Annotated in this window: 22 protein-coding genes and 1 pseudogene; 2 read left to right on the forward strand and 21 right to left on the reverse strand. The window is 69.8% G+C overall.

The genetic code is table 11. The features are described 5' to 3' along the window. Positions 1-79: 79 nt before the first annotated feature. From pyk to gltB, 3 genes are all read right to left on the reverse strand, one after another. Positions 80-1504 (reverse strand): pyruvate kinase, encoded by a 1425-nt coding sequence (gene pyk, locus E1P53_RS00410; RefSeq protein WP_131733153.1) that lies wholly within the window; start codon positions 1502-1504, stop codon positions 80-82. A 173-nt stretch (positions 1505-1677) separates the two neighbouring features. After that, positions 1678-3183, reverse strand: a complete 1506-nt coding sequence (locus tag E1P53_RS00415; RefSeq protein ID WP_131733154.1) for a glutamate synthase subunit beta — start codon at positions 3181-3183, stop codon at positions 1678-1680. Next, on the reverse strand, positions 3176-7747 hold the full coding sequence (gene gltB / locus E1P53_RS00420) for a glutamate synthase large subunit (protein WP_131733155.1): 4572 nt from the start codon (positions 7745-7747) through the stop codon (positions 3176-3178). The genes E1P53_RS00415 and gltB overlap by 8 nt, the downstream gene beginning before the upstream one ends. A 330-nt stretch (positions 7748-8077) precedes the next feature. Between gltB and E1P53_RS00425 the strand changes: the two genes are divergently transcribed. Next, positions 8078-8686, forward strand: a complete 609-nt coding sequence (locus tag E1P53_RS00425) for a hypothetical protein (protein WP_131733156.1) — start codon at positions 8078-8080, stop codon at positions 8684-8686. A 54-nt stretch (positions 8687-8740) separates the two neighbouring features. Then, a complete protein-coding gene (locus E1P53_RS00430) occupies positions 8741-9070 on the forward strand; it encodes a hypothetical protein (protein ID WP_131733157.1) in 330 nt (109 codons plus the stop codon). Positions 9071-9404: 334 nt separating this feature from the next. On the opposite strand, the gene E1P53_RS21070 is transcribed toward E1P53_RS00430, so the two are convergent. The 18 genes and pseudogenes from E1P53_RS21070 to hisD all read right to left on the reverse strand — a co-directional run bounded on the left by E1P53_RS21070 (position 9405) and on the right by hisD (position 25204). After that, complete coding sequence (locus E1P53_RS21070) at positions 9405-10004, reverse strand: hypothetical protein (protein WP_244941080.1); 600 nt, start codon at positions 10002-10004, stop codon at positions 9405-9407. A gap of 412 nt (positions 10005-10416) precedes the next feature. Then, positions 10417-11371: pseudogene (gene lgt / locus E1P53_RS21075) on the reverse strand (prolipoprotein diacylglyceryl transferase); the annotation flags it as partial. A gap of 82 nt (positions 11372-11453) precedes the next feature. Next, positions 11454-12359, reverse strand: a complete 906-nt coding sequence (locus E1P53_RS00440) for a hypothetical protein (RefSeq protein WP_131733158.1) — start codon at positions 12357-12359, stop codon at positions 11454-11456. A gap of 124 nt (positions 12360-12483) precedes the next feature. Beyond that, positions 12484-13293, reverse strand: a complete 810-nt coding sequence (gene trpA, locus E1P53_RS00445; RefSeq protein ID WP_131733159.1) for a tryptophan synthase subunit alpha — start codon at positions 13291-13293, stop codon at positions 12484-12486. Next, positions 13290-14624: a tryptophan synthase subunit beta gene (gene trpB, locus E1P53_RS00450; RefSeq protein WP_131733160.1), complete on the reverse strand. Its 1335-nt coding sequence runs from the start codon at positions 14622-14624 to the stop codon at positions 13290-13292. Before trpB ends, trpA begins: the two co-directional genes overlap by 4 nt. 61 nt (positions 14625-14685) lie before the next feature. Further along, positions 14686-15504, reverse strand: coding sequence for an indole-3-glycerol phosphate synthase TrpC (trpC, locus tag E1P53_RS00455; RefSeq protein WP_040526513.1), 819 nt, complete (start codon positions 15502-15504; stop codon positions 14686-14688). Positions 15505-15707: 203 nt separating this feature from the next. Continuing rightward, entirely contained in the window at positions 15708-16463 is a 756-nt protein-coding gene (locus E1P53_RS00460) for a Trp biosynthesis-associated membrane protein (RefSeq protein ID WP_131733161.1), read from the reverse strand. Next, a complete protein-coding gene (locus E1P53_RS00465; RefSeq protein ID WP_131733162.1) occupies positions 16460-18052 on the reverse strand; it encodes an anthranilate synthase component I in 1593 nt (530 codons plus the stop codon). The genes E1P53_RS00460 and E1P53_RS00465 overlap by 4 nt, the downstream gene beginning before the upstream one ends. Further along, the gene (locus tag E1P53_RS00470; RefSeq protein WP_005196179.1) at positions 18049-18228 is read right to left on the reverse strand and encodes a tautomerase family protein; all 180 of its coding nucleotides are present in this window, start codon (positions 18226-18228) and stop codon (positions 18049-18051) included. Before E1P53_RS00470 ends, E1P53_RS00465 begins: the two co-directional genes overlap by 4 nt. 38 nt (positions 18229-18266) lie before the next feature. Then, positions 18267-18635, reverse strand: coding sequence for a phosphoribosyl-AMP cyclohydrolase (gene hisI / locus E1P53_RS00475; protein ID WP_006899568.1), 369 nt, complete (start codon positions 18633-18635; stop codon positions 18267-18269). 43 nt (positions 18636-18678) lie between these two features. Then, on the reverse strand, positions 18679-19452 hold the full coding sequence (hisF, locus tag E1P53_RS00480) for an imidazole glycerol phosphate synthase subunit HisF (protein ID WP_131733163.1): 774 nt from the start codon (positions 19450-19452) through the stop codon (positions 18679-18681). Positions 19453-19508: 56 nt separating this feature from the next. After that, positions 19509-20342 (reverse strand): inositol monophosphatase family protein, encoded by an 834-nt coding sequence (locus tag E1P53_RS00485; protein WP_109239284.1) that lies wholly within the window; start codon positions 20340-20342, stop codon positions 19509-19511. Then, entirely contained in the window at positions 20342-21085 is a 744-nt protein-coding gene (gene priA, locus E1P53_RS00490) for a bifunctional 1-(5-phosphoribosyl)-5-((5-phosphoribosylamino)methylideneamino)imidazole-4-carboxamide isomerase/phosphoribosylanthranilate isomerase PriA (RefSeq protein ID WP_006899565.1), read from the reverse strand. The genes E1P53_RS00485 and priA overlap by 1 nt, the downstream gene beginning before the upstream one ends. Before the next feature lie 73 nt (positions 21086-21158). Then, on the reverse strand, positions 21159-21458 hold the full coding sequence (locus tag E1P53_RS00495; protein ID WP_006899564.1) for a hypothetical protein: 300 nt from the start codon (positions 21456-21458) through the stop codon (positions 21159-21161). Next, the gene (gene hisH, locus E1P53_RS00500) at positions 21455-22093 is read right to left on the reverse strand and encodes an imidazole glycerol phosphate synthase subunit HisH (protein ID WP_006899563.1); all 639 of its coding nucleotides are present in this window, start codon (positions 22091-22093) and stop codon (positions 21455-21457) included. The genes E1P53_RS00495 and hisH overlap by 4 nt, the downstream gene beginning before the upstream one ends. Further along, positions 22090-22713 (reverse strand): imidazoleglycerol-phosphate dehydratase HisB, encoded by a 624-nt coding sequence (gene hisB / locus E1P53_RS00505; RefSeq protein ID WP_109239285.1) that lies wholly within the window; start codon positions 22711-22713, stop codon positions 22090-22092. The genes hisH and hisB overlap by 4 nt, the downstream gene beginning before the upstream one ends. After that, positions 22710-23867: a histidinol-phosphate transaminase gene (locus E1P53_RS00510; protein ID WP_131733164.1), complete on the reverse strand. Its 1158-nt coding sequence runs from the start codon at positions 23865-23867 to the stop codon at positions 22710-22712. The genes hisB and E1P53_RS00510 overlap by 4 nt, the downstream gene beginning before the upstream one ends. Next, the gene (hisD, locus tag E1P53_RS00515) at positions 23864-25204 is read right to left on the reverse strand and encodes a histidinol dehydrogenase (protein WP_131733165.1); all 1341 of its coding nucleotides are present in this window, start codon (positions 25202-25204) and stop codon (positions 23864-23866) included. Before hisD ends, E1P53_RS00510 begins: the two co-directional genes overlap by 4 nt. Positions 25205-25645: the final 441 nt, after the last annotated feature.

A 25645-nucleotide genomic window follows, 5' to 3' on the forward strand; every position in this document is an offset into this window, starting at 1 on the left:
CAACCACCCTAGTGACCGGCCGCAACCGGTACGCGCACCGACCCGAGCGGCCGGCAGCGGGCGGCTCGGGTCGAGTCGGTCAGTGATCCTGTTCGCCGATGCGGTGGATGTGGATCATGTTGGTCGAACCGACGGTGCCGGGCGGGGCGCCGGCCACGATGACCACCACGTCGCCGTGCTTGAGGCGTCCGACCTCGAGCAGCTGATGGTCGACCTGGTCGATCATGTGATCGGTGGTGTCGACGTCGGTGACGATGTAGGTCTCGGTGCCCCAGCTCAGGGCGAGCTGCCTGCGGACCTCCTCGATGGGGGTGAATGCCAGCAGCGGCAACCGCGAATGCAGGCGGGCCAGGCGTCGGACGGTGTCGCCGGACTGGGTGAAGGCGACGAGGGCCTTGACCTGGAGACGCTCGCCGATGTCGCGGGCCGCGTAGGAGATGACGCCGCGCTTGGTGCGGGGCACGTGCGACAGCGGGGGCACGTCGCGCGGACCGTTCTCGACCGCGCGGCAGATGCGGTCCATGGTCTGCACGGTCTCCAGCGGGTACTTGCCGACCGAGGTCTCCCCCGACAGCATGACCGCGTCCGCGCCGTCGAGCACCGCATTCGCGACGTCGGACGCCTCCGCGCGTGTCGGTCGGGAGTTCTCGATCATCGAGTCGAGCATCTGCGTCGCCACGATCACCGGCTTGGCGTTCTCGCGGGCCAACTGGATGGCGCGCTTCTGGACGAGCGGCACCTCCTCCAGCGGCAGCTCGACGCCGAGGTCGCCACGAGCGACCATGATCGCGTCGAACGCGAGGACGATCGCCTCGAGATTGTCGATCGCCTCGGGCTTCTCCAGCTTGGCGATGACCGGCACGCGGCGGCCGACGCGGTCCATCACCTCGTGGACCAGTTCGATGTCGTACGGGCTGCGCACGAACGACAACGCCACCAGGTCGACGCCCAGCCCGAGCGCGAACTCCAGGTCGTCGATGTCCTTCTCGGACAGCGCGGGCACCGAGACGCTCATCCCGGGCAGCGACAGGCCCTTGTTGTTGCTGACCGGGCCGCCCTCGGTGACCGTGCAGATCACGTCGGTGCCCTCCACCGCCGAGACCGTCAGACCCACCTTGCCGTCGTCGACGAGCAGCCGATCGCCGGGCTTGGCGTCCTCGGACAGGTTCTTGTAGGTGGTGGAGACCCGGTCGTGGTCTCCGGCCACGTCCTCGACGGTGATGCGGACCTGCTCGCCGGTCTCCCAGACGGTCTTCCCGCCGCAGCCGTCGAAGCGGCCGAGCCGGATCTTGGGACCCTGGAGGTCGGCGAGGATGCCGACCGCCTTGCCCGCCTCGTCGGAGGCCTTGCGGACCCGCTCGTACACGGCAGCGTGGTCCTCGTGTTTGCCGTGGCTGAAGTTCATCCGGGCCACGTCCATACCGACAGCGACGAGCTCCTTGAGGCGCTCGTCGCTGGAAGTCGCAGGACCCAGGGTGCAGACAATCTTGGTTCGCCGTGTCACAACATCACCTTAGTCCCGTCGTAGGTGCATCTCCACGCGCCGACCGGGCCCCCACCGGCGGTGCGCCGGGTGTCCGTGCAGGTGGCACCCGGCTACTCCCCGGTACGCAATTCACGTCACACCTGCCGCCCGTGCGTGTTGGTCCAGGTGACCGGAGAACGCGCCCCTGGCGGTCAGCGCACGGCCAGCGGAAGCGTCGCCGGACGAACCGGCGACGGGAGGTCCGACGAGCCGACGAGGAACTCGTCGACCGCGCGGGCCGTCGACCGCCCCTCGGCGATCGCCCAGACGACCAGTGACGCGCCGCGATGGGCGTCGCCGCAGACGAAGACCCCGGGGGCGTCGGTCTGCCAGTCGCTGCCGCACGAGATCGCTCCCCGACGGTTGGGCTCGATCCCCAGGCCGCTCAGCAGTTCGGTGCGCCGCACCCCGGTGAAGCCGATCGCGAAAAGTGCCAGTTCACAAGGAATCTCGAACTCCTCGCCGACCGGGATGATCTCCCGGTTGCCGTCGGCGTCGCGCTGGACCCGCACCTCGGCGAGGACCATCTTCGTGACGTTGCCCTCGTCGTCGCCGAGGAAACGCTGGACCGCCACCTGATAGCGCCGCTCGCCGCCCTCGGCGTGTGCGCTCGAGGTGCGCATGATCAGCGGCCACGTCGGCCACGGCGAACGATCGTCGTCACGCTCACCGGGCAGTTCCGGGTTGTAGTCGAGCTGCACCACCGACGCCGCACCCTGACGGTGCGCGGTGCCCAGGCAGTCCGCGCCGGTGTCGCCGCCGCCGATGATGACCACGTGCTTGCCGGCCGCGGTGATCGGCGACGGACCGTCGCCCTCACACTCCCGGTTGGCCGCGACCAGGTGCTCCATCGCGAGATGGACGCCCTTGAGATCACGTCCCGGCACCGGGTTGTCACGGGCCTCCATCGCGCCGATGGCCAGGACCACCGCGTCGTGCCTGTTGCGGAGCTCCTCGACCGACAGGTCCGTGCCGACATCGCAGTTGACGACGAAGTCGGTGCCCTCCGCGCGCATCTGGGCGATGCGGCGGTCGATGTCGGCCTTCGGCAGCTTGTACTCGGGGATGCCGTACCGCAGCAGGCCGCCCACGCGGTCGTCGCGCTCGTACACCGTGACGTCGTGTCCGGCCCGCGTGAGCTGTTGGGCGACGGCCAGACCCGCGGGTCCCGAGCCGACGACGCCCACCGACTTGCCTATCTTGGACGCTGGCGGCTCGGGACCGATGAAGCCCTCGGCCCACGACTCGTAGGCGATGGTCTTCTCGATGCGCTTGATGGTGACGCTGCCGCCGGTGACGCGCTCGTTGATCGACAGCACGCAGGCCGCCTCGCACGGCGCCGGGCACACCATGCCGGTGAACTCCGGGAAGTTGTTGGTCGCGTGCAGGCGTGCGCTCGCCGCGTCCCACCGGCCACGGCGGACCAGGTCGTTCCACTCCGGGATCAGGTTGCCCAGCGGACATCCCGCGGTGCCGGAGTGGCAGAACGGGATACCGCAGTCCATGCACCGCCGGGCCTGGGTGCCGACCTCCTCGAGCTCCTTCGCCGGGTCGGCGGGGTGCTCGTGGACGTCCTCCCAGTCCTGGATCCGCTCGGCGACCGGCCGGTACTTCTCTTCCTTTTTCGGGACCTCCAGGAACCCGCGCGGATCAGCCACGTGCCGCCTCCATGATCGCTGAATCGACGTCGCGCCCTTCGGCTTCGGCCATGCGGGCCGCGTCGAGGACACGCTTGTAATCGGTCGGCATGACCTTGGTGAAGGCGAGGCTGCGCCGCGGCCAGTCGGCCAGGATCGACGCACCGATCGCCGACCCGGTCAGCTCCGTGTGCTCGGCGATGGTCGCCTTCAGCCACTCGAGGTCGTCGGGGTCGGGTTTCATCAGCTCGACCATCGCCATGTTGACCTTCGACTCGTCGAGGGCGTGGACGTAGGCGATGCCGCCGGACATGCCGGCGGCGAGGTTGCGGCCGGTCGGTCCGAGCACCACGACCCGCCCACCGGTCATGTACTCGCAGGCGTGGTCGCCGACGCCCTCGACGACCGCCGTCGCGCCCGAGTTGCGAACCGAGAACCGCTCCCCCACACGGCCTCTCAGATAGACCTCGCCGGACGTCGCGCCGTAGAGGATCGTGTTGCCCGCGATCACCTGGTCCTCGGCGACGAACAGCGAGTCCGGGTGCGGCGCGACGACGATCTTGCCGCCGCACAGTCCCTTGCCCACGTAGTCGTTGGTGTCGCCGGTGAGCCGGATCGTCACCCCGGGCGGCAGGAACGCGCCCAGCGACTGGCCGGCGCTGCCCTCGAGCTTCACGACGATGGTGTCCTCGGGCAGCCCCTGTGCCCCGTAACGCTTGGTCACCTCGGAGCCGAGCAACGTGCCGACCGTGCGGTTGACGTTGCGGACCGGGAGCTCGAGCGTGACCGGGTGGGCGTCCTCGAGCGCGCCCTCGGCGAGCTGGATGAGCGTCTGGTCGAGTGCGCGATCGAGACCGTGCTCCTGGTCGCGCACCCGCCGGCTCGGCCCCTTGCCCTCGACCTGCCGGAAGATCGGGGTCAGGTCCAGGCCCTTCGACTTCCAGTGGGCGAGCGCCTTGTCGGTGTGCAGACGGTGAGACTGGCCGATCGCCTCGTCGAGCGTGCGATACCCCAGCTGCGCCAGGTACTTCCGCACGTCCTCGGCGATGAACCGGAAGAAGTTCACCAGGTGCTCGGCCCGCCCGGTGAAGCGGGCACGCAGCTGCGGGTTCTGCGTCGCGACGCCGACCGGGCAGGTGTCGAGGTGACACACACGCATCATGATGCAGCCCTCGACGATGAGGGGTGCGGTGGAGAACCCGTACTCCTCGGCGCCGAGCAGCGCCGCCATGATGACGTCGCGGCCGGTGCGCAGCGCGCCGTCGCACTGGACGGTGATCCGGTCGCGCAGGCCGTTGAGCATCAGGGTCTGCTGGGCATCGGCGAGGCCGATCTCCCACGGGGTGCCCGCATGCTTGAGAGAGGTCAGCGGCGAGGCGCCGGTGCCGCCGTCGTGGCCGGAGATGAGCACGACGTCGGCGTGCGCCTTCGAGACGCCGGTGGCGACCGTGCCCACGCCGACCGCGCTGACGAGCTTGACGTGGATCCGCGCCTGCGGATTGGCGTTCTTCAGATCGTGGATCAGCTGCGCGAGATCCTCGATCGAGTAGATGTCGTGGTGCGGCGGCGGTGAGATCAGCGCGACGCCGGGTGTGGAATGCCGGGTCTTGGCGATCCACGGGTACACCTTGTACGCCGGGAGCTGGCCGCCCTCACCGGGTTTCGCGCCCTGCGCCATCTTGATCTGGATGTCGGTGGCGTTGATCAGGTAGTCGCTGGTCACGCCGAACCGGCCGGACGCGACCTGCTTGACCGCGCTGCGGCGCTCCGGGTCGTAGAGTCGGTCGACGTCCTCGCCGCCCTCGCCCGAGTTCGACCGCCCGCCGATCCGGTTCATCGCGATCGCGATGGTCTCGTGCGCCTCCGCGGAGATCGACCCGTAGCTCATGGCGCCGGTGTTGAACCGCTTCATGATCGACTCGACCGGCTCGACCTCCTCGAGCGGGATCGGCTCGCGCTCGGACAGGTCGAACTCGAACAGGCCGCGCAGCGTGCCGCCCTCTCGTTGCAGGCGGTTGACCTCGTCGGAGTACTTCTGGAAGACCTCCTCGCGACCGGTCTTGGTGGCGTGCTGCAGCAGGAAGATCGTCTCCGGGGTGAACACGTGCAACTCGCCCTCGCGGCGGTACTGGTACTGCCCGCCCACCTCGAGCCGGCGGTAGACCTGCTCGGTCGGGTTCTCCGGGAACGCACGGCGATGCCGGATCGCGACCTCCTCGGCGATCTCGTCGAGCCCGACGCCGCCGATCTGGGTGACGGTGCGGGTGAAGTACTCCTGCACCACCTCCGCCGACAGGCCGACCGCCTCGAAGGCCTGCGACGCGGTGTAGGAGCTGATGGTCGAGATGCCCATCTTGCTCATCACCTTGAGCACGCCCTTGCCGAGCGCCTCGATGTAGTTGCGGAAGGCCTTCGACGGCGTGACGCCGGTGAGCTCGCCCTCGCCGATCAGGTCCTCGATCGTCTCGAGCGCCAGGTACGGGTTGACCGCGGCCGCGCCGAAACCGATGAGCGTGGCGATGTGGTGGACCTCGCGGGCGTCGCCGGACTCGACGACAAGTGCCACCCGGGTGCGTTCCTTGGTGCGGACGAGGTGGTGGTGCACTGCTGAGACCGCGAGCAGCGACGGGATCGGCGCGTGGTCCTTGTCCGACCGGCGATCGGAGATCACCAGGGTGCTGTGCCCCTCGGCGATGGCCTGGCTCGCGCGCATGCGCAGATCCTCGATGGCCTTGCGGAGGCCCTCCCCGCCCTCGTTCACCTCGTAGAGGGCGCGCAGCACCTTCGCCGACAGACCGGGGTGGTCGCCGTCGTCGTTGATGTGGACGAGCTTGGCGAGTTCGGCGTTGTCGAGCACCGGCCAGTGCAACAGGATCTGGCGGCACGACGCCGCGGTCGGCTCGAGCAGGTTCTGCTCGGGCCCCATGACGCGCGCCATCGAGGTGACGATCTCCTCGCGGATCGCGTCCAGCGGCGGGTTCGTGACCTGGGCGAACAGTTCGACGAAGTAGTCGTACAGCAGCCGCGACCGGCGGGACAGGACCGCGATCGGGGTGTCGGTGCCCATCGAACCGAGCGGCTCGTAGCCCGACGCCGCCATCGGCGTGAGCAGCACCCGCAGGTCCTCCTCGGTGTAGCCGAAGGATTGCTGGCGCCGCACGACGGTGTCGTGATTCGGCTTGTACACCGGGCGATCGGGCAGCGTCCGGATATCGAGGAGCCCGGCGTAGAGCCATTCGTCGTACGCCTCGGCGTTCATCAACTCGCCCTTGATCTCCTCGTCGGGGACGATCCGGCCGGCGGCCGTGTCGACGAGGAACATCCGGCCCGGTTCGAGCCGCCCCTTGCTGATGACGTCGCCGACCGGCACGTCGAGGACACCCGCCTCCGATGCGAGGATCACGCGGCCGTCGCGGGTCTGCCACCACCGACCGGGGCGCAGGCCGTTGCGGTCGAGGACCGCGCCGACGACCGTGCCGTCGGTGAAGGTGACGCAGGCCGGCCCGTCCCAGGCCTCCATCAGCGAGGCGTGGAACTGCAGGAACGCGCGTCGCTTCGGGACCATCTCGGGGACGTTCTCCCAGGCCTCCGGGACCATCATCATCACCGCATGGGGCACGCTGCGGCCACCCAGATGCAGCAACTCGAGCACCTCGTCGAGCGACGCCGAGTCGGAGGCGTTCGGGGTGCAGATCGGGAAGGCGCGCTTCAGGTCGCCGGGGATCAGGTCGGTCTCGAGGAGCGCCTCACGGGCCCGCATGCGGTTGCGGTTCCCGCGCACGGTGTTGATCTCGCCGTTGTGCGCGACGAACCGGAACGGGTGCGCCAGCGGCCACGACGGAAAGGTGTTGGTGGAGAAGCGCGAGTGGACGATCGCGATCGCGCTCGTGCACCGCTCGTCACGCAGGTCCGCGTAGAACAGCGGCAGCTGCATCGTCGTCAGCATGCCCTTGTAGACCATGGTGCGGCTCGACAGCGACGGGAAGTACAGGCCGGTGCCGGCCTCTTCGATCTCCGGGGTGACCCGCTCGGCCTGCTTGCGGAACGGGTAGACGAGGCGATCGAGCGCGAGACCGCCGACGCGCTCGGCGCCCGGCTCGGGATCGATGGTCACGAACAGCTGCATCATGTACGGCATGCACTCGACCGCGGTCTTGCCGATGTCGGCGTGCTCGTGGTCGACCGGGACGTCGCGCCAGCCCAGGATCGTGATCCCCTCGTCGGCGGCCAGCGCCTCGACACGGTCGATCGCCTTGCGCCGCAACGCCGGATCCATCGGGAGGAAGCACACGCCCGCGGCGTAGGTGTGGTCGCCGGCCGCGTTGGGTTCGGGCAGGTCGAAGTCCACGGTCGCGCGCAACAGCTCGTCGGGCAGCTGGATGAGGATGCCGGCGCCGTCACCGCTGTTGGCCTCGGCCCCGGCGGCGCCGCGGTGTTCGAGGTTCTCCAGCGCCAGCAGACCGTCGGAGACGATCGAGTGCGACCGGCGCCCGTGGATGTCGGTGACCATGGCGACGCCGCACGAATCGGATTCGAGCGCGGGGTCGTACAAGCCCTGCTTGGCCGGGAGAGCGGAAAACAGCATCACTACCTCCTCGATCCGACAGGTCGGATCTGCTGAGTGTCCACTGGGACAGCACTGGCCCGAGGAGAAATTGCGCGCCGAGCGAGTGACCGTGCCGAGATCGGTATCGGGCCGAGTCGAAACCGTCGTGGCGGCGCCTCGGGGCGGTACCGGGCGGAGGGAGATCGCGCGTCGGTGTGCATTCGATCCTATCCGAACACCGGTGCCCGTGTCCGTGCGCTGGCCTGTGATGATGGCGACCGCGGCCCCGTCCCGCTCTGCTCTGGCGTGCCGAGGCACCGCGTCATCCGGCGGAACGAACCACCGGCGTCTGTTTGCTACGTTGCAGCGATGCGGGTCGAAGGCGGCCGGCGGGCCGCGCGTGAACGACTGATCGCGAACACTCGAACGACCCAGGCGGGCATCGCCATCGGATCGGTCGGCGTCGGTTATCTCGCGGTGTTCGGTCCGGAGACTCTCGAATCCGTCCGCTACGCCGCGCCGGCCGGCGTGGTCCACGAGATCGGGACGAGCCTGGCCTCGTCGGTGGCCGGCCTGGTGTGGACGATCACCGTCGCGCTCTGCGTCGTCGCCGCGCTGCGGTTCCGCCGCCCGTGGTGGCCGTCGCCGGGCCGGTGGCCGTGGTCGTCCGCCCGGGTACCCGTCGAGACCGTGCTCGGTGGCGCCGGGATCGTCGCTCTCGCGTTCTTTCTCGAGGGTGTCGTCACGATCCCCATGTTCAACCGGTTGGGACTGCTGAACTGGTTCGAGACGCCGGAGGCCACCGCGACCACCGACTGGCTCGACGCAGTGTCCGCCGGGATCGGCGAGGAGATCCTCGTCGTCGCAGCTCCGGTCACCGTGCTGCGGTTCTACCGCGTGTCCGGACGATTCGCCGTTCCGGTCCTCGTCGCCGCACGCATGGCCTACCACCTCTACTACGGTCATGCGGGTGTCTGATGGCTGGCACCCTGGGCGCTGGCAACCGCGATCGTCTACTGGCGCTGGCCCGATGTGCGCCTGCTCGTCGCGCTGATGGTCCTCGACGTGGTGTGGAACGCACAGGGAGTCCTCTTCGGAGACGACCTGTTGACCGACCTCGTCCTGATCGGGGTCAGCCTGGCATTGCTCGCAGTTGCCTTCGCGATCGATCTCCGGTGGTACCGGAACCCGACGCCACCGATGACCCCGACCACGTCCCTGCGCACGGTGTGGCTACGGGCGCACGGCACCTCGCCGGGGCGTCCGCCGAGGCACTGCGCCGCGACCCCCTCGCGGCCGCTCACCTCTGGTGGGGAGCGCTGGCCACCCGGGACCGACATCCGCGGGCGCTCGCCGATCTGACCGTCGATCCCTCGTGCTGGGATTTCGACGCGGTCGAGCAGGAACTGAGCGGACTCTCGCCGGCGCATGAGTTGGTCCCGACGGACACCGTCGACGGCACGGCCAGGGTCGACCTCGTCGGGTCGGCGGGAAGGCCGCGAGCGCTCGACCGCGCGTCGGCTGATCCTGCAGCGAGGTGCGGACCGGAACTGGCGCGTTCGAGCGATCGAACCGGTCTCCGACGGGATCGACCCGGTCTCCGACCAGGCGGGCGACTGACGCCGGACCGGCGGCCCTTCAGCCGGTGCCGACAGCGTCAGTGCTGGTCGTCAGTACTCGTCGTCTCTTGCCGGCGTCAGCCCTTGTCCGGGTCGCTCGAGCCGCCGTCCTCGACCGAATCGGGCTCCGCCGGTTGCGCGTCGGTGGACTCCGCCTCGGCTTCCGGCTCGTCATCGGCTGCCGATTCGTCGGAGGACTCGGCATCGTCGGCTGCCTCTGGCGGCGTGCCGGTGACCACGTCCGAGGCCGACTCGTCGTCTCCGTCGGTGGCCGGCTCCTCGACCGGCACGTCAGCGGCCTCGGTGTCGGCGGCCTCTTCGGGCTCGGCGCCCGTGGGTTCGGCGCCCGTGGGTTCGGCGCCCGTGGGTTCGGCGTCCGTGGGTTCGGCGTCCGTGGGTTCGGCGTCCGGCGATGCACCGTCCGGGGTCTCGCCGACAGCGGTCTCTTCTGCAGCGGTCGCGTCGCCCGTGCTCTCGTCGCCTTCGGCGGCCGACCCGGAAGCCACGGACTCGGCCCCCGCGGACTCGGCCCCCGCGGACGCGACGTCGCCGGACTCCTCGTCGTCGATTGCTTCCGCGTCGTCGGTTGCCCCCGCGTCGTCGATTGCCTCCGCGCCGGCCTCAGCGGACACGGTGGCGTCGGCGGCCTCGTCCGCGGTGACCTCATCAGCGGTCACCGCGGCGCGTCAGCGGTCTCGGGGCCCTCCGGCTCCCCCGCCTCCGACTCTTCTGCCACCGACTCTTCTGCCACCGACTCTTCTGGCGCCGACCCGGACGTTCCCGCCTCATCTGCTTCTGCCTCGGCGTCGACATCGGTGCCGTCGGACACGGTGCTGTCGGAGTCGATCGCGACGTCCTCGTCGTCCGAGACAGCGTCGTCTGCGGTGCCGCTCGACGCGAGCTCGACGGTCTCGTCCACCGCACCCTCGGGTTCGATCTCGATCGTCTCCGCGGCATCGTCAGCGGCTGGCTCGTCGTCGGCGGGCTCGTCGTCGGCGACGGCCACACCGGGATCGGTTCCCACCGGCCCGTCATCGACCACGGTGTCGGCATCGACCTCGGTGGCAGCGTCGACCTCGTCGGCGTCCCAGTCCTCCTCGTACCAGTCGTCGACGTAGCCGGCGACGCCCTCTTCCTCGAGTTCGGCGGCCCGTTCGGGGTGGTACATCTCGAGGCCCTGCTCGCGGCCCTTCGGCGCGAGGACGAAGTAGACGATGGCCGCCAGGAACACGAGCGCCGCGGTGAACAGGTTGGGTCGGATGCCCGCGATGTCGTTCGCGACGGCAGCGCGGTCGTCGCGCAGCATCTCGATGAAGAAGCGGCCCAGGCAGTAGCCGGCGATGTACAGCGCGAACAGCCGACCGTGACCGATGCGGAACGTGCGGTCGATGAGCACCAGTGCGATCACGACGAGCACGTTCCAGAGCAGCTCGTAGAGGAACGTCGGCTGGACGACCGCGACCACCACGCCGTTGGAGACGCCGTCGATGAGCCCGGGGTCGGCGTACCCGGAGTCGTTGACGCGCTCGTAGATCTCCAGGCCCCACGGCAGAGTCGTCTCGCGGCCGTAGAGTTCCTGGTTGAAGTAGTTGCCGAGCCGACCGATGGCCTGTGCCAGCAGGATCGGCGGCGCGATCGCGTCGCCGAAGGCGGACAGGCGGATGCCGCGGCGTCGTGCGCCGATCCACGCGCCGACCGCACCGAGGGCGACGGCACCCCAGATTCCGAGACCACCGTCCCAGATCCGGAGCGCGTCGAGCGGTTCCTTGGGCGCGTCGGCCCCGAAGTAGGTGCGCCAGTCGGTGATGAGGTGGTACAGACGGCCGCCGACGAGTCCGAACGGCACGGCCCAGATGGCGACGTCGAGGACCTCGCCCTCCTGCCCGCCGCGGGCCACCCACCGGCGGTTGCCCCACCAGACCGCGACGATGATCCCGACGATGATGCAGAGCGCATACGCACGCAGCGGGAAGGGTCCGAGGTTCCACACGCCCTGGGGAGGGCTGGGGATGTAGGCCAGCATCGTCGTGGTCGGCGATATCACGGTGCAACCCTAACCGACCGCACGGGATTCTCCGTGCGGTCGGTTTCGGGTCGAGGGATGATCCCCCGGACGGATGGCAGGGTCAGGGTGTCGGCGTTCCGCGAACGGGGAGACAGAGCGACATGCCGCAGTCGGCCTCGGGGGTTGCTCCACCGGGCACGGTCACGACCTTGGCCGGCTTGGTGTAGCTGACCACCTCGACCTCGCCCGGCTGTGTGCCCTCTGTGACACAGACACCCGTCACCGCGTAGTACCCATCGCGTGGAACGGTGACAGTCACCGTTCCCGGGTTCTCCCAGTTGGGTTCCGAGCGGTACGGGTCCGGCCGGGAGAAGTCCAACTCCCCGATCGCAGCGGTGCAGACCGAGCCGGCCACACCGGTGTTGTTGGTGACCGATGCAGTGATGCCCCGTCCCTGGACGCTGACGTTCACGGGCACGCCTGTTTGGGCACCGATTGCCAGCGGCGGCACGCCCCCTACACTCCTGGCGCCCAGTTCGACATCGGATTCGCATACGGCACCCACCATGTAGACACCATCAGAGGGAACCGTCACCGACGATGACGCAGACCGTTGGGGAGGCGCGATTCCCGCGGAGACCAGCATCGCGGCAGCCTGCTCGATGGACTCCGGCTCGGCGTCGATATCAGGTTCTGGCGACCATCGAAATGGCTCACCACCTCCATCTCCCGCGAGTCTGTACTCGAGAACCAACGGACCACAGATCGATCCGATCTTCTCCGCCGAATCGACCGCGGGATTGGGATTGGTGACCGTGATGTTGATGGTTCTTCCGGAATTGTTCGCCGTGACAGTCGGTGAACTCAGTGCAGCATCGGCTTCGCCGCGGCCACCAGTCCCCTCCAGCCACGGTCGCACCAACCGCAAGGGTGATGCCGAGACGGCGACCGCGAACTCCCATGATTTCACCTTTCTTCGAGCCGACCACTCGGACAGCAACGAAGAAAGGAAATCAACAATCGACAATTCTGAAATACAATTGTCAGCTAGGCGCGCTAGCTAATATTCCGATATTCAGAATTCTGCGCTGAATCGCTCACGACAACACGGTTGGGTTGACGATCTCCGACCAGAATCAGCTCGACCCCGATCAGGCCACCGCGTGACGCGAGCGGACTCCCTCGGCGAGTTCCGCGGTCAGGGCGGCCAGGCGATCCTGGCCGGCCTTGGCCGCGGTCACCAACGCCGAACCGACGATGACACCGTCGGAATACGAGGCGATCTGCGCGGCCTGCTCGCGATTGCGGACGCCGAGACCCACGCCGATCGGGATGTCGGAGTACTCGCGGACACGCGCGCAGAGTTCGGGAGCCATGTCCGACACCGCATCTCGCGCCCCGGTCACGCCCATGGTCGACGCCGCGTAGACGAATCCTCGCGACGCGTCGACGGTGAGCGCGATGCGTTCGGTGGTCGACGACGGGGCGACGAGGTAGATGCGGTCGAGGCCGTACTCGTCGGACGCCTCATGCCACGCCGCCCCCTCCTCGGGGATGAGGTTGGGCGTGATGACGCCGGAGCCGCCGGCGTTGGCGAGGTCGCGGGCGAACCTGTCGACGCCGTACTGCAGCACCGGATTCCAGTAGCTCATCACGACCGCATTGCCGCCGGCCGCGGTGATCGCCTCGACCGCGGTGAACACGTCACGGACGCGCACGCCGTTGGTGAGCGCGACGTCGGCGGCCTCCTGGATGGTCGGCCCGTCCATCACCGGATCGGAATAGGGCACGCCGACCTCGATGATGTCGCACCCCGCCTCGACCATCGTCCGGAAGGACGTCAGCGAGTCGTCGACGGTCGGGTAGCCGACCGGCAGGTAACCGATGAGGGCGGCGCGGTTCTCCTCGCGGCACTTCGCGAAGACCGGCCCCGTCTTCGACGCCAACACGTCCGCACTCATGCCTTTCCTCCCTGCTGTCCCCCGGTGACGGCCTCGTCCTGCGACGGCGGCGGATCGAAGAGCCCGAACCAGCGTGCGGCGGTGTCGACGTCCTTGTCGCCGCGCCCGGACAGGCTGACGACGATGATCGATCCCTCGCCGAGCTCCTTGCCGAGCTTCAGGGCTCCGGCGACGGCGTGGGCCGACTCGATGGCCGGGATGATGCCCTCGCGGCGACTCAGCAGCGCGAGGGCATCCATCGCCTCGGTATCGGTGATCGGGCGGTACTCGGCGCGACCGGTGTCCTTGAGGTAGGCGTGCTCGGGACCGACGCCCGGGTAGTCCAGACCCGCGGAGATCGAATGCGATTCGATCGTTTGCCCGTCCTCGTCCTGCAGCAGGTACGAGTAGGCGCCCTGGAAGGCGCCCGGGGTACCGCCGGTGAAAGTCGCTGCGTGGCGGCCGGTTTCGACGCCGTCGCCCGCGGCCTCGAAACCGACGAGACGCACCCCCTCGTCGTCGATGAAGGGATGGAAGATTCCGATGGCGTTGGAACCGCCACCGACGCAGGCGGTCACGGCGTCGGGCAGGCGACCGGCCTTGTCGAGGATCTGCGCACGCGCCTCGAGTCCGACGACGCGCTGCAGGTCGCGGACCATGACCGGGAACGGGTGCGGTCCGGCCGCGGTGCCGAAGCAGTAGTAGGTGTTGTGCGCGTTGGTGACCCAGTCGCGCATCGCCTCGTTGATGGCGTCCTTCAGGGTGGCCGAGCCGTTGTCGACCGCGACGACCTCGGCACCGAGCAGACGCATACGTGCCACGTTGAGCGCCTGGCGGTCGGTGTCGACGCGGCCCATGTAGATCACGCACTCGAGGCCGAGCAGCGCGCAGGCGGTCGCGGTGGCGACGCCGTGCTGCCCGGCGCCGGTCTCGGCGATCACGCGGGTCTTGCCCATCCGCTGGGCCAGAAGGGCCTGTCCGAGGACGTTGTTGATCTTGTGCGAACCGGTGTGGTTGAGGTCCTCGCGCTTGAGGAAGATCCGTGCGCCACCGGCGTACTCGGCGAGTCGCTCCGCCTCGTACAACGGCGACGGGCGACCGGCGTAGTCGCGCTGCAGACGGTCGAGTTCGGCGAGGAAGTCGTCGTCGTCGGCGCGGACCTTGAAGTAGGTCGACGTCACCTCGTCGATGACCGCCATCAGCGCCTCGGGCACATGCCGGCCACCGTAGACGCCGAAGTGGCCGCCCTCGTCGGGCTCGATCGACGTACGGGTGGTCAACCCGGTGCTGGCCGGGGGCAGGGCGGAGGTCTCGGGCGAATCCGGACGGGCCGAATCAGGATGGGCGGTCACAACATCTCACAGTCGATCAGGCCGACGACGACACGGACCGGACACGGCCCCTGCATCGTTGTCAGCGAACAGGTTTCGGGCACGAGGGGTGGGTACCGGCGGTGACGAGCTCACGCACCGCGGCACGAGGGTCGCCGCTGGTGACGAGTCCCTCGCCGACCAGGACGGCGTCGGCGCCCGCGCCCGCATAGGCGAGCAGGTCGGCGGTGCCGCGCACGCCGGACTCGGCGACGCGGATGACCTCGGTCGGCAGACCGGGGGCGATCCGGGCGAACGTGTCCCGGTCGACCTCGAGGGTCTTGAGGTTGCGGGCGTTCACGCCGATCACCGACGCCCCGGCCTCCAGGGCACGGTCGGCCTCTTCCTCGGTGTGGACCTCCACGAGGGCGGTCATCCCGAGGCTCTCGGTGCGGTCGAGCAGCGACGCGAGGACGTTCTGTTCCAGCGCGGCGACGATCAGGAGGATGACATCGGCGCCGTGGGCGCGGGCCTCGTGGATCTGGTAAGGCCCCACGATGAAGTCCTTGCGCAGGACCGGGATGTCGACCGCGGCGCGGACCGCGTCGAGGTCGGCCAGCGAGCCGTGGAAGCGACGCTCCTCGGTCAGCACGCTGACGATGCGGGCGCCACCCTCCTCGTAGGCCGTGGCCAGGTCGGCGGGGTCGCCGATGGTCGCCAGCTCCCCCTTGGACGGGCTGGCGCGCTTGACCTCGGCGATCACACCGATACCCGGCTGGCGCAGCGCCGCCATGGCGTCCCGGGGAGCGGGAGCCTTGGCCGAGGCAGCCTTCACCGCGTTGAAGTCGATCGCCGATTCGCGCGCGGCGACGTCGGCCTTGACTCCCTCGATGATCGACGCGAGAACGTTGGGCATGCTCACAGCGACTCCGTTCCCTTTCGCTAGTCGTGTGATCTCAGGGTAGACCGGAGGGCCGCGCGGGCCTCCGGCGGGTTGGCCGATCCCGGACGCCGAGACACCGTCCACGGCGCCGTGTCAAGGGATACCTGCGCCTTGTCGCATCGGCGGCCGGATGTGATGTCTGCCATCCGCAGGCGCCCCCGGTCAGCGCGCGGGTCCCCCGGTCAGCGGTCGTCGGTGTCCGACGGGTCGGTCGGGTCGATACCGGTGTCCAGAGCGTCCCACATCATGCGCTCGTTCGCCTCACGGGACTTCGCGAGGTCGTCACCGGCGGCGGTGTCCTCGGCGGCATCGGGAGCGGCCTTCGCCTGTGCCTCGGCCTTCTTGCGGCGTTCGTGCTCGGCGAAGATCTCCTTCTCGAGCTTCTCCCGGCGCGCCGCCGGGGTCGTGTACTTCGACGTCGAGACCGCGCCCCGGGCCACCCTCAGCAGCATCACTCCGGCGGCGACGCTGCACACGGTGCCGAGAAGCACCAGCAGTGCCGCCGGAGCCTTGGTGTCGACGAACAGCACGACGTAGCGGTCGGGGATGTCTCCGGCGTCGGCGGCGTAGTCGGAGTCACCACCGCCGGTGAGCAGCGAGATCGCCGGGAAGGCCGCGAGCACACCGCCGGCGGCCACCAGGATCGCCACCACGCGCAGCGCCCATCCACGCACCGCGAGCACCACGATGATGCCGGCCAGGTAGACCAGCGCGAGCGGCGTCAGCCACGGACTCCAGTCCGAACCCTTCACGTCGAAGGCGCGCTGGGGCGACAGCCCGTCCTCGGCGGAGACGGTGGCCCAGGTGAGCCGACTCGCCCCCCAGAACGCGGCGGCGGTCGCCGCCATCAGGATCGCGGCGATGATCTGGGGCCGCCGCGACGGTGTGGCCGCGGACGGCTCGGCAGACTGATCGGCGGGCTGGTCGGCAGTGGTCACGGGTTCTCCCCTGCCGGGGGCTCGCCCACCCGGCGCATCGTGGACGCCGCGGCGACCGCGTTGAGGACCGCGGTGGCCTTGTTGCGGGCCTCGTTGTATTCATATTCGGGCTGGCTGTCGGCGACGACGCCACCACCGGCCTGGACGTAGGCCTTGCCCCGGGCGAGCAGGGCGGTGCGGATGGCGATCGCGGTGTCGGCGTTGCCGGCGAAGTCGAGATAGCCGACGATGCCGCCGTACAGGCCGCGCCGCGTCTTCTCGTGTTCGTCGATCAGCTCCATCGCGCGCACCTTCGGGGCGCCGGTCAACGTGCCCGCCGGGAAGCAGGCGGTCACCGCGTCGAGCGCGTGCTTGTCCGCACGCAGCGTGCCCGACACGGTCGAGACGAGGTGCATGACGTGGCTGTAGCGCTCGATGTGGCGGTAGTCGCTCACCTTGACGGTGCCCGGCTCACAGACCCGGCCGAGATCGTTGCGACCGAGGTCCACCAGCATCAGGTGCTCGGCGTTCTCCTTCTCGTCCTCGAGCAGGCCCTTGCCGAGCAGCTGGTCCTCTTCCTCGGTGGCGCCGCGCCAGCGCGTGCCGGCGATCGGGTGGGTGGTCGCGACCCGGTCGGAGACCGTCACGAGGGCCTCCGGGCTGCTGCCGACGATGGTGAACGGCTTGCGGGCGATCGCGTCCGGGGCAGCGGTGTCGCTGTCGGCCTCGGTGCCCGGCATCCGCAGCAGGTACATGTACGGACTCGGGTTCGAGGCCCGCAGGACGCGGTAGACGTCGATCGGGTCTGCCTCGGTGTCCATCTCGAAACGCTGCGACGGGACCACCTGGAACGCCTCGCCGGCCTCGATCTCGCCGACCAGGCTGGTCACGATCCCGCTGTACTCCTCCAGCGTGCGCTGGGCGGTGTAGTCCGGCTTCGGCCGGTCGAAGACCGAAACAGTCGACGGCGCGGGTGCGGCGAGAGCCGCGGTCATGCGGTCGAGCCGGGCCACCGCGTCGGCGTAGGCCTCTTCGACGCGCTCTTCGGAGCCGTCCCAATTGACCGCGTTGGCGATCAGGGTGATGGCGCCCTCGTGGTGGTCCACGGCGGCCAGATCGGTGGCCAGGACCATCATCAGGTCGGGCAGCCCCAGGTCGTCGACGGTGGTCTCGGGGAGCCGCTCGAGGCGCCGGACCATGTCGTAGGCCATGAACCCGACGAACCCGCCGGTCAGCGGCGGCATGCCGGGCAGCGGGTCGGTCTTGAGGATGCGCAGCGATTCGGCCAGCACCTCGAGCGCGTCGCCGCCCTCCGGCGCGCCGACGGGCACCGAACCCCACCAGTGCGCCTGGCCGTCGACGACGGTCAGGGCCGACGGCGCCCCGGCGCCGATGAACGACCAGCGCGACCAGGACCGGCCGTTTTCCGCAGATTCCAGCAGGAAGGTCCCCGGGCGGTCGCCGGCGAGCTTCCGGTACGCCGACAACGGCGTCTCCGAGTCGGCCAGGACCTTGCGGGTCACCGGCACCACGCGATGGTCGCGGGCGAGATCCAGGAACTCCTCGAGGCTCGTCGTGTGAGCCCCCGTCGCAGACGTCACGCCGGTCATCCGAGCGGCTCGCCGCCGACGCCCCACTGGGTACGCGGCACTTCGGTGATCGTCACCCAGACCGAGTCGGGGTTCTTGCCGGTGGCCTTGGCGTACGCCTCGGTCACCGCCGCGATCGTCTCACGCTTGACGCGGTCGGAGAGTCCGGGTGTCTGCGAGATCTGGATGAGGGGCATGGAGCGTCACCGCCTTTCGGGTGTGATCACGTTGAGAACTATTGTGCGGAGTCCGGTCGCGGCGGGACCCCGAAGGTGAGCGACTCCGTGTCGAAGCAGGAGTGATTGCCCGTGTGGCAGGCCGCCCCGACCTGGTCGACGACGAGCAGGACGGTGTCTCCGTCGCAGTCGAGCCGGGCGTCGTGCACGTACTGGGTGTGCCCACTGGTCTCGCCCTTGACCCAGTATTCCTGGCGGGAGCGGGAGTAGTAGGTCGCCTTCCGGGTGGCGAGGGTCCGCTCGAGCGCGGTGTCGTCCATCCACGCGACCATCAGCACCTCGCCGGTGCCCTTCTCCTGCGCGACCGCGCAGAACAGCCCGTCGGCGTTCCGCTTGAGGCGTGCTGCGAGTTCGGGATCGAGTGCCATCAGCGTTCTCCTGCCTGGTGCCGTGCTGCGCGGGATGCGGGGTTCATCGGACGGTGATGCACTCTTTTCGCATCGCCTCCTTGACCTCGGCGATGGTGAGCTCGCCGAAGTGGAAGACGGACGCGGCGAGCACGGCGTCGGCACCGGCTTTCACCGCGGGCGCGAAGTCGGAGACCTTGCCCGCACCGCCGCTGGCGATGACCGGCACGCTGACCGCCTCGCGCACCGCCCTCAGCATGCGGAGGTCGAAACCCTGCTTGGTGCCGTCGGCGTCCATCGAGTTGAGCAGGATCTCCCCGACGCCGAGGTCCTGGCCGCGTCGTGCCCACTCGATGGCGTCGATGCCGGTGCCCTTGCGCCCGCCGTGGGTGGTGACCTCCCACCCCGACGGGGTCGGCTCCGAGCTCTCGGGCACGGTGCGCGCGTCGACCGACAGGACGATGCACTGCGAGCCGAAGCGACGGCTCATCTCGGCGAGCACCTCCGGGCGGGCGATGGCCGCGGTGTTGACGCTGACCTTGTCGGCGCCGGCGCGAAGCATCGCGTCGACGTCCTCCACGGTGCGGATGCCGCCGCCGACGGTCAGTGGGATGAAGACCTGGTCGGCGGTGCGCTTGACGACGTCGATCATCGTGGAGCGGCCCGAGCTCGACGCGGTGACGTCGAGGAAGGTTAGCTCGTCGGCGCCCTCCCGGTCGTAGCGCTCGGCGAGCTCCACCGGATCGCCCGCGTCGCGCAGGTTCTCGAAGTTGACGCCCTTCACGACGCGTCCGGCGTCGACGTCGAGGCACGGGATGACCCGGGTCGCCAGCGTCATCGTCGTGTCTCCTTCGCGTTCTCGTTGTTCATTCGTCTGTTCTCGTGTCCGTCTCTTCAGAGGTCGGGCGATTCCGACCACTCCCCGACCGTTTCCCGGATGACCCTCATCAGCCCGGCGTGGACGCCGGGCCGGCCGGCGACCAGCGACGGCGACGTGACCGTCCAGCGATTCCCCGCGATGTCGGTGGCGACGCCGCCGGCCGCGCGGACCAGGGCGGCGCCGGCGGCGTTGTCCCAGGGGTGCCTGCTGAACGCGATCGCCCCGCCGAACACGCCGGAGGCGGTGAACGCCATGTCGACGCCGGTGCTGCCGGTCATCCGGATGCGGGCGACGCGAGAGCTCAACGCGCTCAACAGGTCGGCGCGCCGGTCGCCGGCGTAGCGGCCGCCGCCCTTGGCGTTGAACGAGCCATAGGCGATGGCCGCCTCCTCCAGCTCCAGGTCGGGTGGCGGCTCGACCGCCTCGCCGTTGACCAGCAAAGGCCCGTCGGCGTGTGCGGCGTACTTGCGGCCGAGCAGCGGGAGCCAGGTCAGCCCGAGGGTGGCCTCCCCGTCGACGACGAGGCCGAGCAGGATGCCGGTCAGCGGCATGCCCGCCGAGTAGTTGAATGTCCCGTCGACCGGATCGAGAACCCACACCGGGCCGTCGACCGGATCGGCGCCGCCGAACTCCTCACCGTGGACCGGGATCTGCGTGCGATCCTCCAGTTGCGCGGTGATCCGGCGCTCGATGTCGAGGTCGACCTGGGTGGCGAAGTCCTTGCCGCCCTTGTAGACCGCGCTCGGCGCACCGAGGCCGTCGACGAAGATCTCGACGGCGTCGTCGAGGACGGCCCCCGCGGTGTCGAGCAACCGCGGGAGGTCGAGCGCGCTCTCGGTTCCGCTCATCAGACCCCGGCGACCGCCGACAGCGCCTCGGGCAGGGTGAACCGGCCCGCGTAGAGCGCCTTGCCGACGATCGCGCCCTCGACGCCCTGGTCGACGAGGCCCGCGATCGCGACGAGATCGTCGATGGCCGACACGCCGCCGGAGGCTACGATCGGCGAGTCGGTGGCGGCGGCGACCTCGGCGAGCAGCTCGAGGTTCGGGCCCTTCAGCGTGCCGTCCTTGGAGACGTCGGTGACGACGTAGCGCGCGCAGCCGTCGCGGTTGAGGCGCTCGAGCACCTCCCACAGGTCGCCGCCGTCGGTCACCCAGCCGCGGCCGCGCAGGCGGTAGGAGTCGCCCTCGCGGATGACGTCGAGGCCGACGGCGATGCGGTCGCCGTGTTCGGCGATGGCACGGGCGCACCACTCGGGGTTCTCCAGCGCGGCGGTGCCGAGGTTGACACGGGTGCATCCGGTGGCGAGCGCGGCGGCGAGCGACTCGTCGTCGCGGATGCCGCCGGACAGCTCGACCTTGACGTCGAGCTCGGCGACGACACCGGCGAGCAGCTCGCGGTTGTCGCCCCGGCCGAACGCGGCGTCGAGGTCGACGAGGTGGATCCACTCCGCACCGTCGTTCTGCCAGGCCAGCGCCGCATCGCGCGGGGAGCCGTAGGAGGTCTCGGTGCCGGCCGCGCCCTGGACGAGGCGGACCGCCTGCCCGTCGGCGACGTCGACGGCGGGAAGGAGTTCGAGGGTGCTACCCATGGGTGAATCTGTTCCTGTCTGTTCGCGGGGGTCGGATCGTGGGATCGGGTCGGGTTCGGAGGGCGGTCCGGAGTCAGTGCGGGGGCCGGTCCTGCGCGGCGAGCAATTCGGCCCGCGCGCGGTCGACCATGCGGTTTGCCACCGTACCGATCGCGGCGATCATCGCGACCACCGCCACCAGCGCGGCGGCCAGACCGGCGAACGGGGACCAGTTGGCGCACACGACGATGATCGGGATGCACACCGCCAGGACCAGCACACCGGCGCCGAGAGCGTAGAACGCGAGCTTGGCGATCGAGAAACCGCCGCCCGGCCGCGGAGTATCGTCCGGACCCGCCCCCGCCCCGTCCCGGCGCGGTGTGCCGTCGGTCATGAGAGTCCCCGCACCCAGTTCTCCAGCAGGTGGGCCCCGGCGTCGCCGGACTTCTCCGGGTGGAACTGCGTGGCCGACAGCGCGCCGTTCTCGACGGCCGCGAGGAAGCGTCCGCCGTGCTCGGCCCAGGTCAGCTTCGGTGCCGCCAGCGGCGACCCGACGTTGTCCATGTCCCACGACTGCGCGGCATAGGAGTGCACGAAGTAGAAGCGGGTGTCGGCGTCGAGACCGGCGAACAGCACGGAGTCCTCGGGCGCCTCGACGGTGTTCCAGCCCATGTGGGGCAGCACCTCGGCGGGCAGCTGGGTGACCGCGCCGGGCCACTCGCCGCACCCTTCGGCCTCCACGCCGAACTCCACGCCGCGCTCGAACATGATCTGCATGCCCACGCAGATGCCGAGCACCGGGCGCCCACCGGCGAGGCGACGGCCGATGATGCGCTCGCCCTTGACCGCGCGCAGCCCTTCCATGCATGCGGCGAAGGCGCCGACGCCGGGGACGACGAGTCCGGTCGCCTCGAGGGCGGTGGTGAAGTCGGAGGTGACGGTGACCTGGGCACCGGTCCGTTCGAGCGCACGCTGCGCCGAGCGCAGGTTGCCGGAACCGTAGTCGAGGATGGTGACGTCGGGCTTCACAGCGCTCCCTTCGTCGACGGCACGCCGGTCACCCGGGCGTCGTATTCGGTCGCCGCGCGCAGGGCGCGGGCCACGGCCTTGAACTCGGCCTCGGTGATGTGATGCTGGTCGCGGCCGTAGAGGACGCGGACATGCAGGGCGATGCGGGCGTTGAGGGCGAGCGACTCGAACACGTGCCGGTTGATGACGGTCGAGTACGGAACGCCCGGGTATCCGCCGATCACCGCGGTCAGCATGTGGTCGGGTTCGCCGGTGTGCACGCAGTACGGACGACCCGACACGTCGACGACGGCCTGCGCGAGCGTCTCGTCCATCGGGATCCAGGCGTCGCCGAAGCGGCGGATGCCCTTCTTGTCACCGAGGGCCTGACCGAGCGCCTGACCGAGGACGATGGCGGTGTCCTCGATGGTGTGGTGGCCTTCGACCTCGATGTCGCCCTCCGCCTTGACCGTGAGGTCGAAGCTGCCGTGCTGGCCGAAGGCGGTGAGCATGTGGTCGTAGAACGCGATGCCGGTGGAGATGTCGGTACGGCCGGTCCCGTCGAGGTTGAGTTCGACCGAGATCGACGATTCCCTGGTGGTGCGTTCGACCTTCGCGATGCGAGGCGCGGGGATGCTCACTGAGAGTTCTCCAGATCTGTTGATGCGAGCGTGCGGCTGACGTCGAGGAAGGCATCGTTCTCGTGCGGGAGCCCGATGGTCACCCGCAGGTGGCCGGCGATCCCGACGTCCCGGATGAGGACACCGGCATCGAGGTAACGCTGCCACGACGCCGGAGTATCCCGGAAGCGCCCGAACAGCACGAAGTTGGCGTCGGAGTCGACCGTGCGGTAGCCGGCCTCCTCGAGGGCGGCCACCACGCGTTGGCGTTCGGCGACGATCTTCGCGACACCGGCAAGCGTGTCGTCGGCGTGACGCAGTGCCGCGCGCGCGGCGGCCTGGGTCAGCACCGACAGGTGGTACGGCAGGCGGACGAGCTGGATCGCGTCGATGATGGCCGGGGCCGCGGCGAGGTAGCCGAGGCGGCCGCCGGCGAAGGCGAAGGCCTTGGACATGGTGCGGCTGACGACGACCTTCGTCGGGAACTCGTCGATCAGTTCGACGGCGCTCGGCGCCGACGAGAACTCGGCGTACGCCTCGTCGACGATGACGATGCCCTTCGCGGCCTCGACGATGCGCCGCAGGTCCGCGAGCGGGATCGATCCGCCGGTCGGGTTGTTGGGCGAGGTCACGAAGACGATGTCGGGTTCACGGTTGGCGACCTCGGCGACGGCGTAGTCGGTGTCGAGTCCGAAGTCGGCCGCGCGCGCGGCCACCAGCCACGCGGTGTCGGTGCCGTCGGCGATGATCGGGTGCATCGAGTACGACGGCACGAAGCCGAGCGCGCTGCGTCCCGGACCGCCGAACGCCTGCAACAGCTGTTGCAGGATCTCGTTGGAACCATTTGCCGCCCAGAGGTTCTCGACCCCGAGGTGCACTCCGGCGGCGCGCGACAGATAGGCCGCGAGGTCGGTGCGCAGGGCGACCGCGTCCCGGTCGGGGTAGCGGTGCAGTTCCGCCGCGGCCTCCCGCACGGAGGCGGCGACGCCGTCGATCAGTGCCTGCGACGGCGGGTGCGGGTTCTCGTTGGTGTTGAGGATGACCGGCACCTTCAGCTGGGGTGCGCCGTAGGCCGACTTGCCGCGCAGGTTGTCGCGCAGCGGCAGGTCGTCGACGGTGATGCCCGAGCCGGGGAGCCCGCCGGTCCGTTCGGTCACGGCGTCGGATGCGGTCACCGGCGCGACCCCGCGAAGCGCTGCTTGATCGCGTCGCCGTGCCCGGGCAGGTCCTCGGCATCGGCGAGGGTGACGACCTTGTCGGCGACCTCGCGCAGCGCGGCCTCGTCGTAGTCGATGACGTGCACGCCCTTGAGGAAGGTCTGCACCGACAGGCCCGACGCGAAGCGCGCCGACCCCGAGGTGGGCAGAACGTGATTGGAGCCCGCGCAGTAGTCGCCGAGACTGACCGGCGCGTACGGGCCGACGAAGATCGCGCCCGCGTTGTGGACGCGGTCGGCGATGGCGGCGGCGTCGCGGGTCTGGATCTCGAGGTGCTCGGCGGCGTAGGCGTCGACCACGGCGAGGCCCGCCTCGACGTCGTCGACGAGGACGATGCCGGACTGCTCCCCCGACAGCGCGGTGACGACGCGCTCGCGGTGCTTGGTGGCGGCGGCCTGCTGCTCGACGGCCGCGTCGACGGCGTCGGCGAGTTCGACGCTGTCGGTGACGAGCACCGATGCGGCGAGCACGTCGTGTTCGGCCTGGCTGATCAGGTCGGAGGCGAGGATGCCGGGATCTGCGGAGTCGTCGGCGAGGATCGCGATCTCGGTGGGCCCGGCCTCCGAGTCGATGCCGACGACGCTGCGGCAGAGCCGCTTGGCGGCGGTGACGTAGATGTTGCCGGGGCCGGTGATGAGGTCGACCGGGTCGAGGACCGCGTTGGGCTCGTCGGCCTGGTCGGTGTCGGCGCCGCCGTAGGCCAGCAGCGCGATGCCCTGGGCGCCGCCGACGGCCCACACCTCGTCGACGCCGAGGAGCGCGCACGCGGCGAGGATGGTCGGATGCGGCCAGCCGCCGAAGTCCTTCTGCGGGGGCGAGGCGACGACGAGCGATCCGACGCCGGCCTCCTGCGCCGGGACGACGTTCATCACGACCGATGACGGGTAGACCGCATTGCCGCCGGGGACGTAGAGGCCGACCCGGCGGACCGGGATCCACTTCTCGCTGACCACGCCGCCGTCGACGACCTGGGTGCGGGTGGTCTCCCGACGCTGGTCGGCGTGGACCTTGCGGGCGCGGGTGATCGACTCGCGCAGCGCGTCGGCGACCTGGGGGTCGAGTCCCTCGAGCGCCTCGGCGATGACCTTCGCCGGGACGCGCACCGAGGGCGGCCTGATGCCGTCGAACTTCTCCCCGAACTCCAGTGCGGCGGGCGTGCCCTTCTCTGCGACCGCATGCACCACCGGCGTCACCGTGTCGAGGACGGCATTGACGTCGGTGCCCCCACGGGGAAGCGCGCGACGCAGTTCGGCGAGCGTCGGCGTGCTACCGCGCAGGTCAATTCGGGCGAGCATGATCTCTCCTGGTCGGTGCGGGAATTTACCCATCCAGGATACGGGTCGGCGGCCAGTGGGTTTTCCGTGCACCGAACACCGGCGCGCGACCCGCGCGGCTCGTGTGGCGGGCGTTACCCCGGTCGCCGCACGTACCGCGCGGATCGCTCACCGCCCGAACGCCGCCAGCCGATGCCTCCGCGCCGGGTGCGCATCGGGCAGGTAGGACCGTGACCTGGGACGATTCCGCCCGCAGCGTTCTGCTCGTACCCGACCGCCCTGGCAGTCGGACCTCCCCTGTCGCCGTGAGGTCGTCTGCCGCACACCTGCACAGGGCGCTCGTCACCGTCATCGGCGGCACACTTTTCGCACGTCTCACCAGCGGTGAAATCTGGACGACAAATTTGTGACATGTGCGGGTAGTACGCCGTGCGTACGGTCCCCGGGAACGAAGGCCGATGA

Source organism: Gordonia paraffinivorans (genome assembly GCF_900683595.1).
Taxonomy (GTDB): domain Bacteria; phylum Actinomycetota; class Actinomycetes; order Mycobacteriales; family Mycobacteriaceae; genus Gordonia; species Gordonia paraffinivorans.

Excerpts from the sequence above, each read along its gene's own strand:
- gltB (WP_131733155.1), bottom strand. The coding sequence starts at position 7,747 with ATGCTGTTTTCCGCTCTCCCGGCCAAGCAGGGCTTGTACGACCCCGCG.
- E1P53_RS00425 (WP_131733156.1), top strand. The coding sequence starts at position 8,078 with ATGCGGGTCGAAGGCGGCCGGCGGGCCGCGCGTGAACGACTGATCGCG.
- trpA (WP_131733159.1), bottom strand. The coding sequence starts at position 13,293 with ATGAGTGCGGACGTGTTGGCGTCGAAGACGGGGCCGGTCTTCGCGAAG.
- E1P53_RS00465 (WP_131733162.1), bottom strand. The coding sequence starts at position 18,052 with ATGACCGGCGTGACGTCTGCGACGGGGGCTCACACGACGAGCCTCGAG.
- E1P53_RS00470 (WP_005196179.1), bottom strand. The coding sequence starts at position 18,228 with ATGCCCCTCATCCAGATCTCGCAGACACCCGGACTCTCCGACCGCGTC.
- hisI (WP_006899568.1), bottom strand. The coding sequence starts at position 18,635 with ATGGCACTCGATCCCGAACTCGCAGCACGCCTCAAGCGGAACGCCGAC.
- hisF (WP_131733163.1), bottom strand. The coding sequence starts at position 19,452 with ATGACGCTGGCGACCCGGGTCATCCCGTGCCTCGACGTCGACGCCGGA.
- E1P53_RS00485 (WP_109239284.1), bottom strand. The coding sequence starts at position 20,342 with ATGAGCGGAACCGAGAGCGCGCTCGACCTCCCGCGGTTGCTCGACACC.
- priA (WP_006899565.1), bottom strand. The coding sequence starts at position 21,085 with ATGGGTAGCACCCTCGAACTCCTTCCCGCCGTCGACGTCGCCGACGGG.
- E1P53_RS00495 (WP_006899564.1), bottom strand. The coding sequence starts at position 21,458 with ATGACCGACGGCACACCGCGCCGGGACGGGGCGGGGGCGGGTCCGGAC.
- hisD (WP_131733165.1), bottom strand. The coding sequence starts at position 25,204 with ATGCTCGCCCGAATTGACCTGCGCGGTAGCACGCCGACGCTCGCCGAA.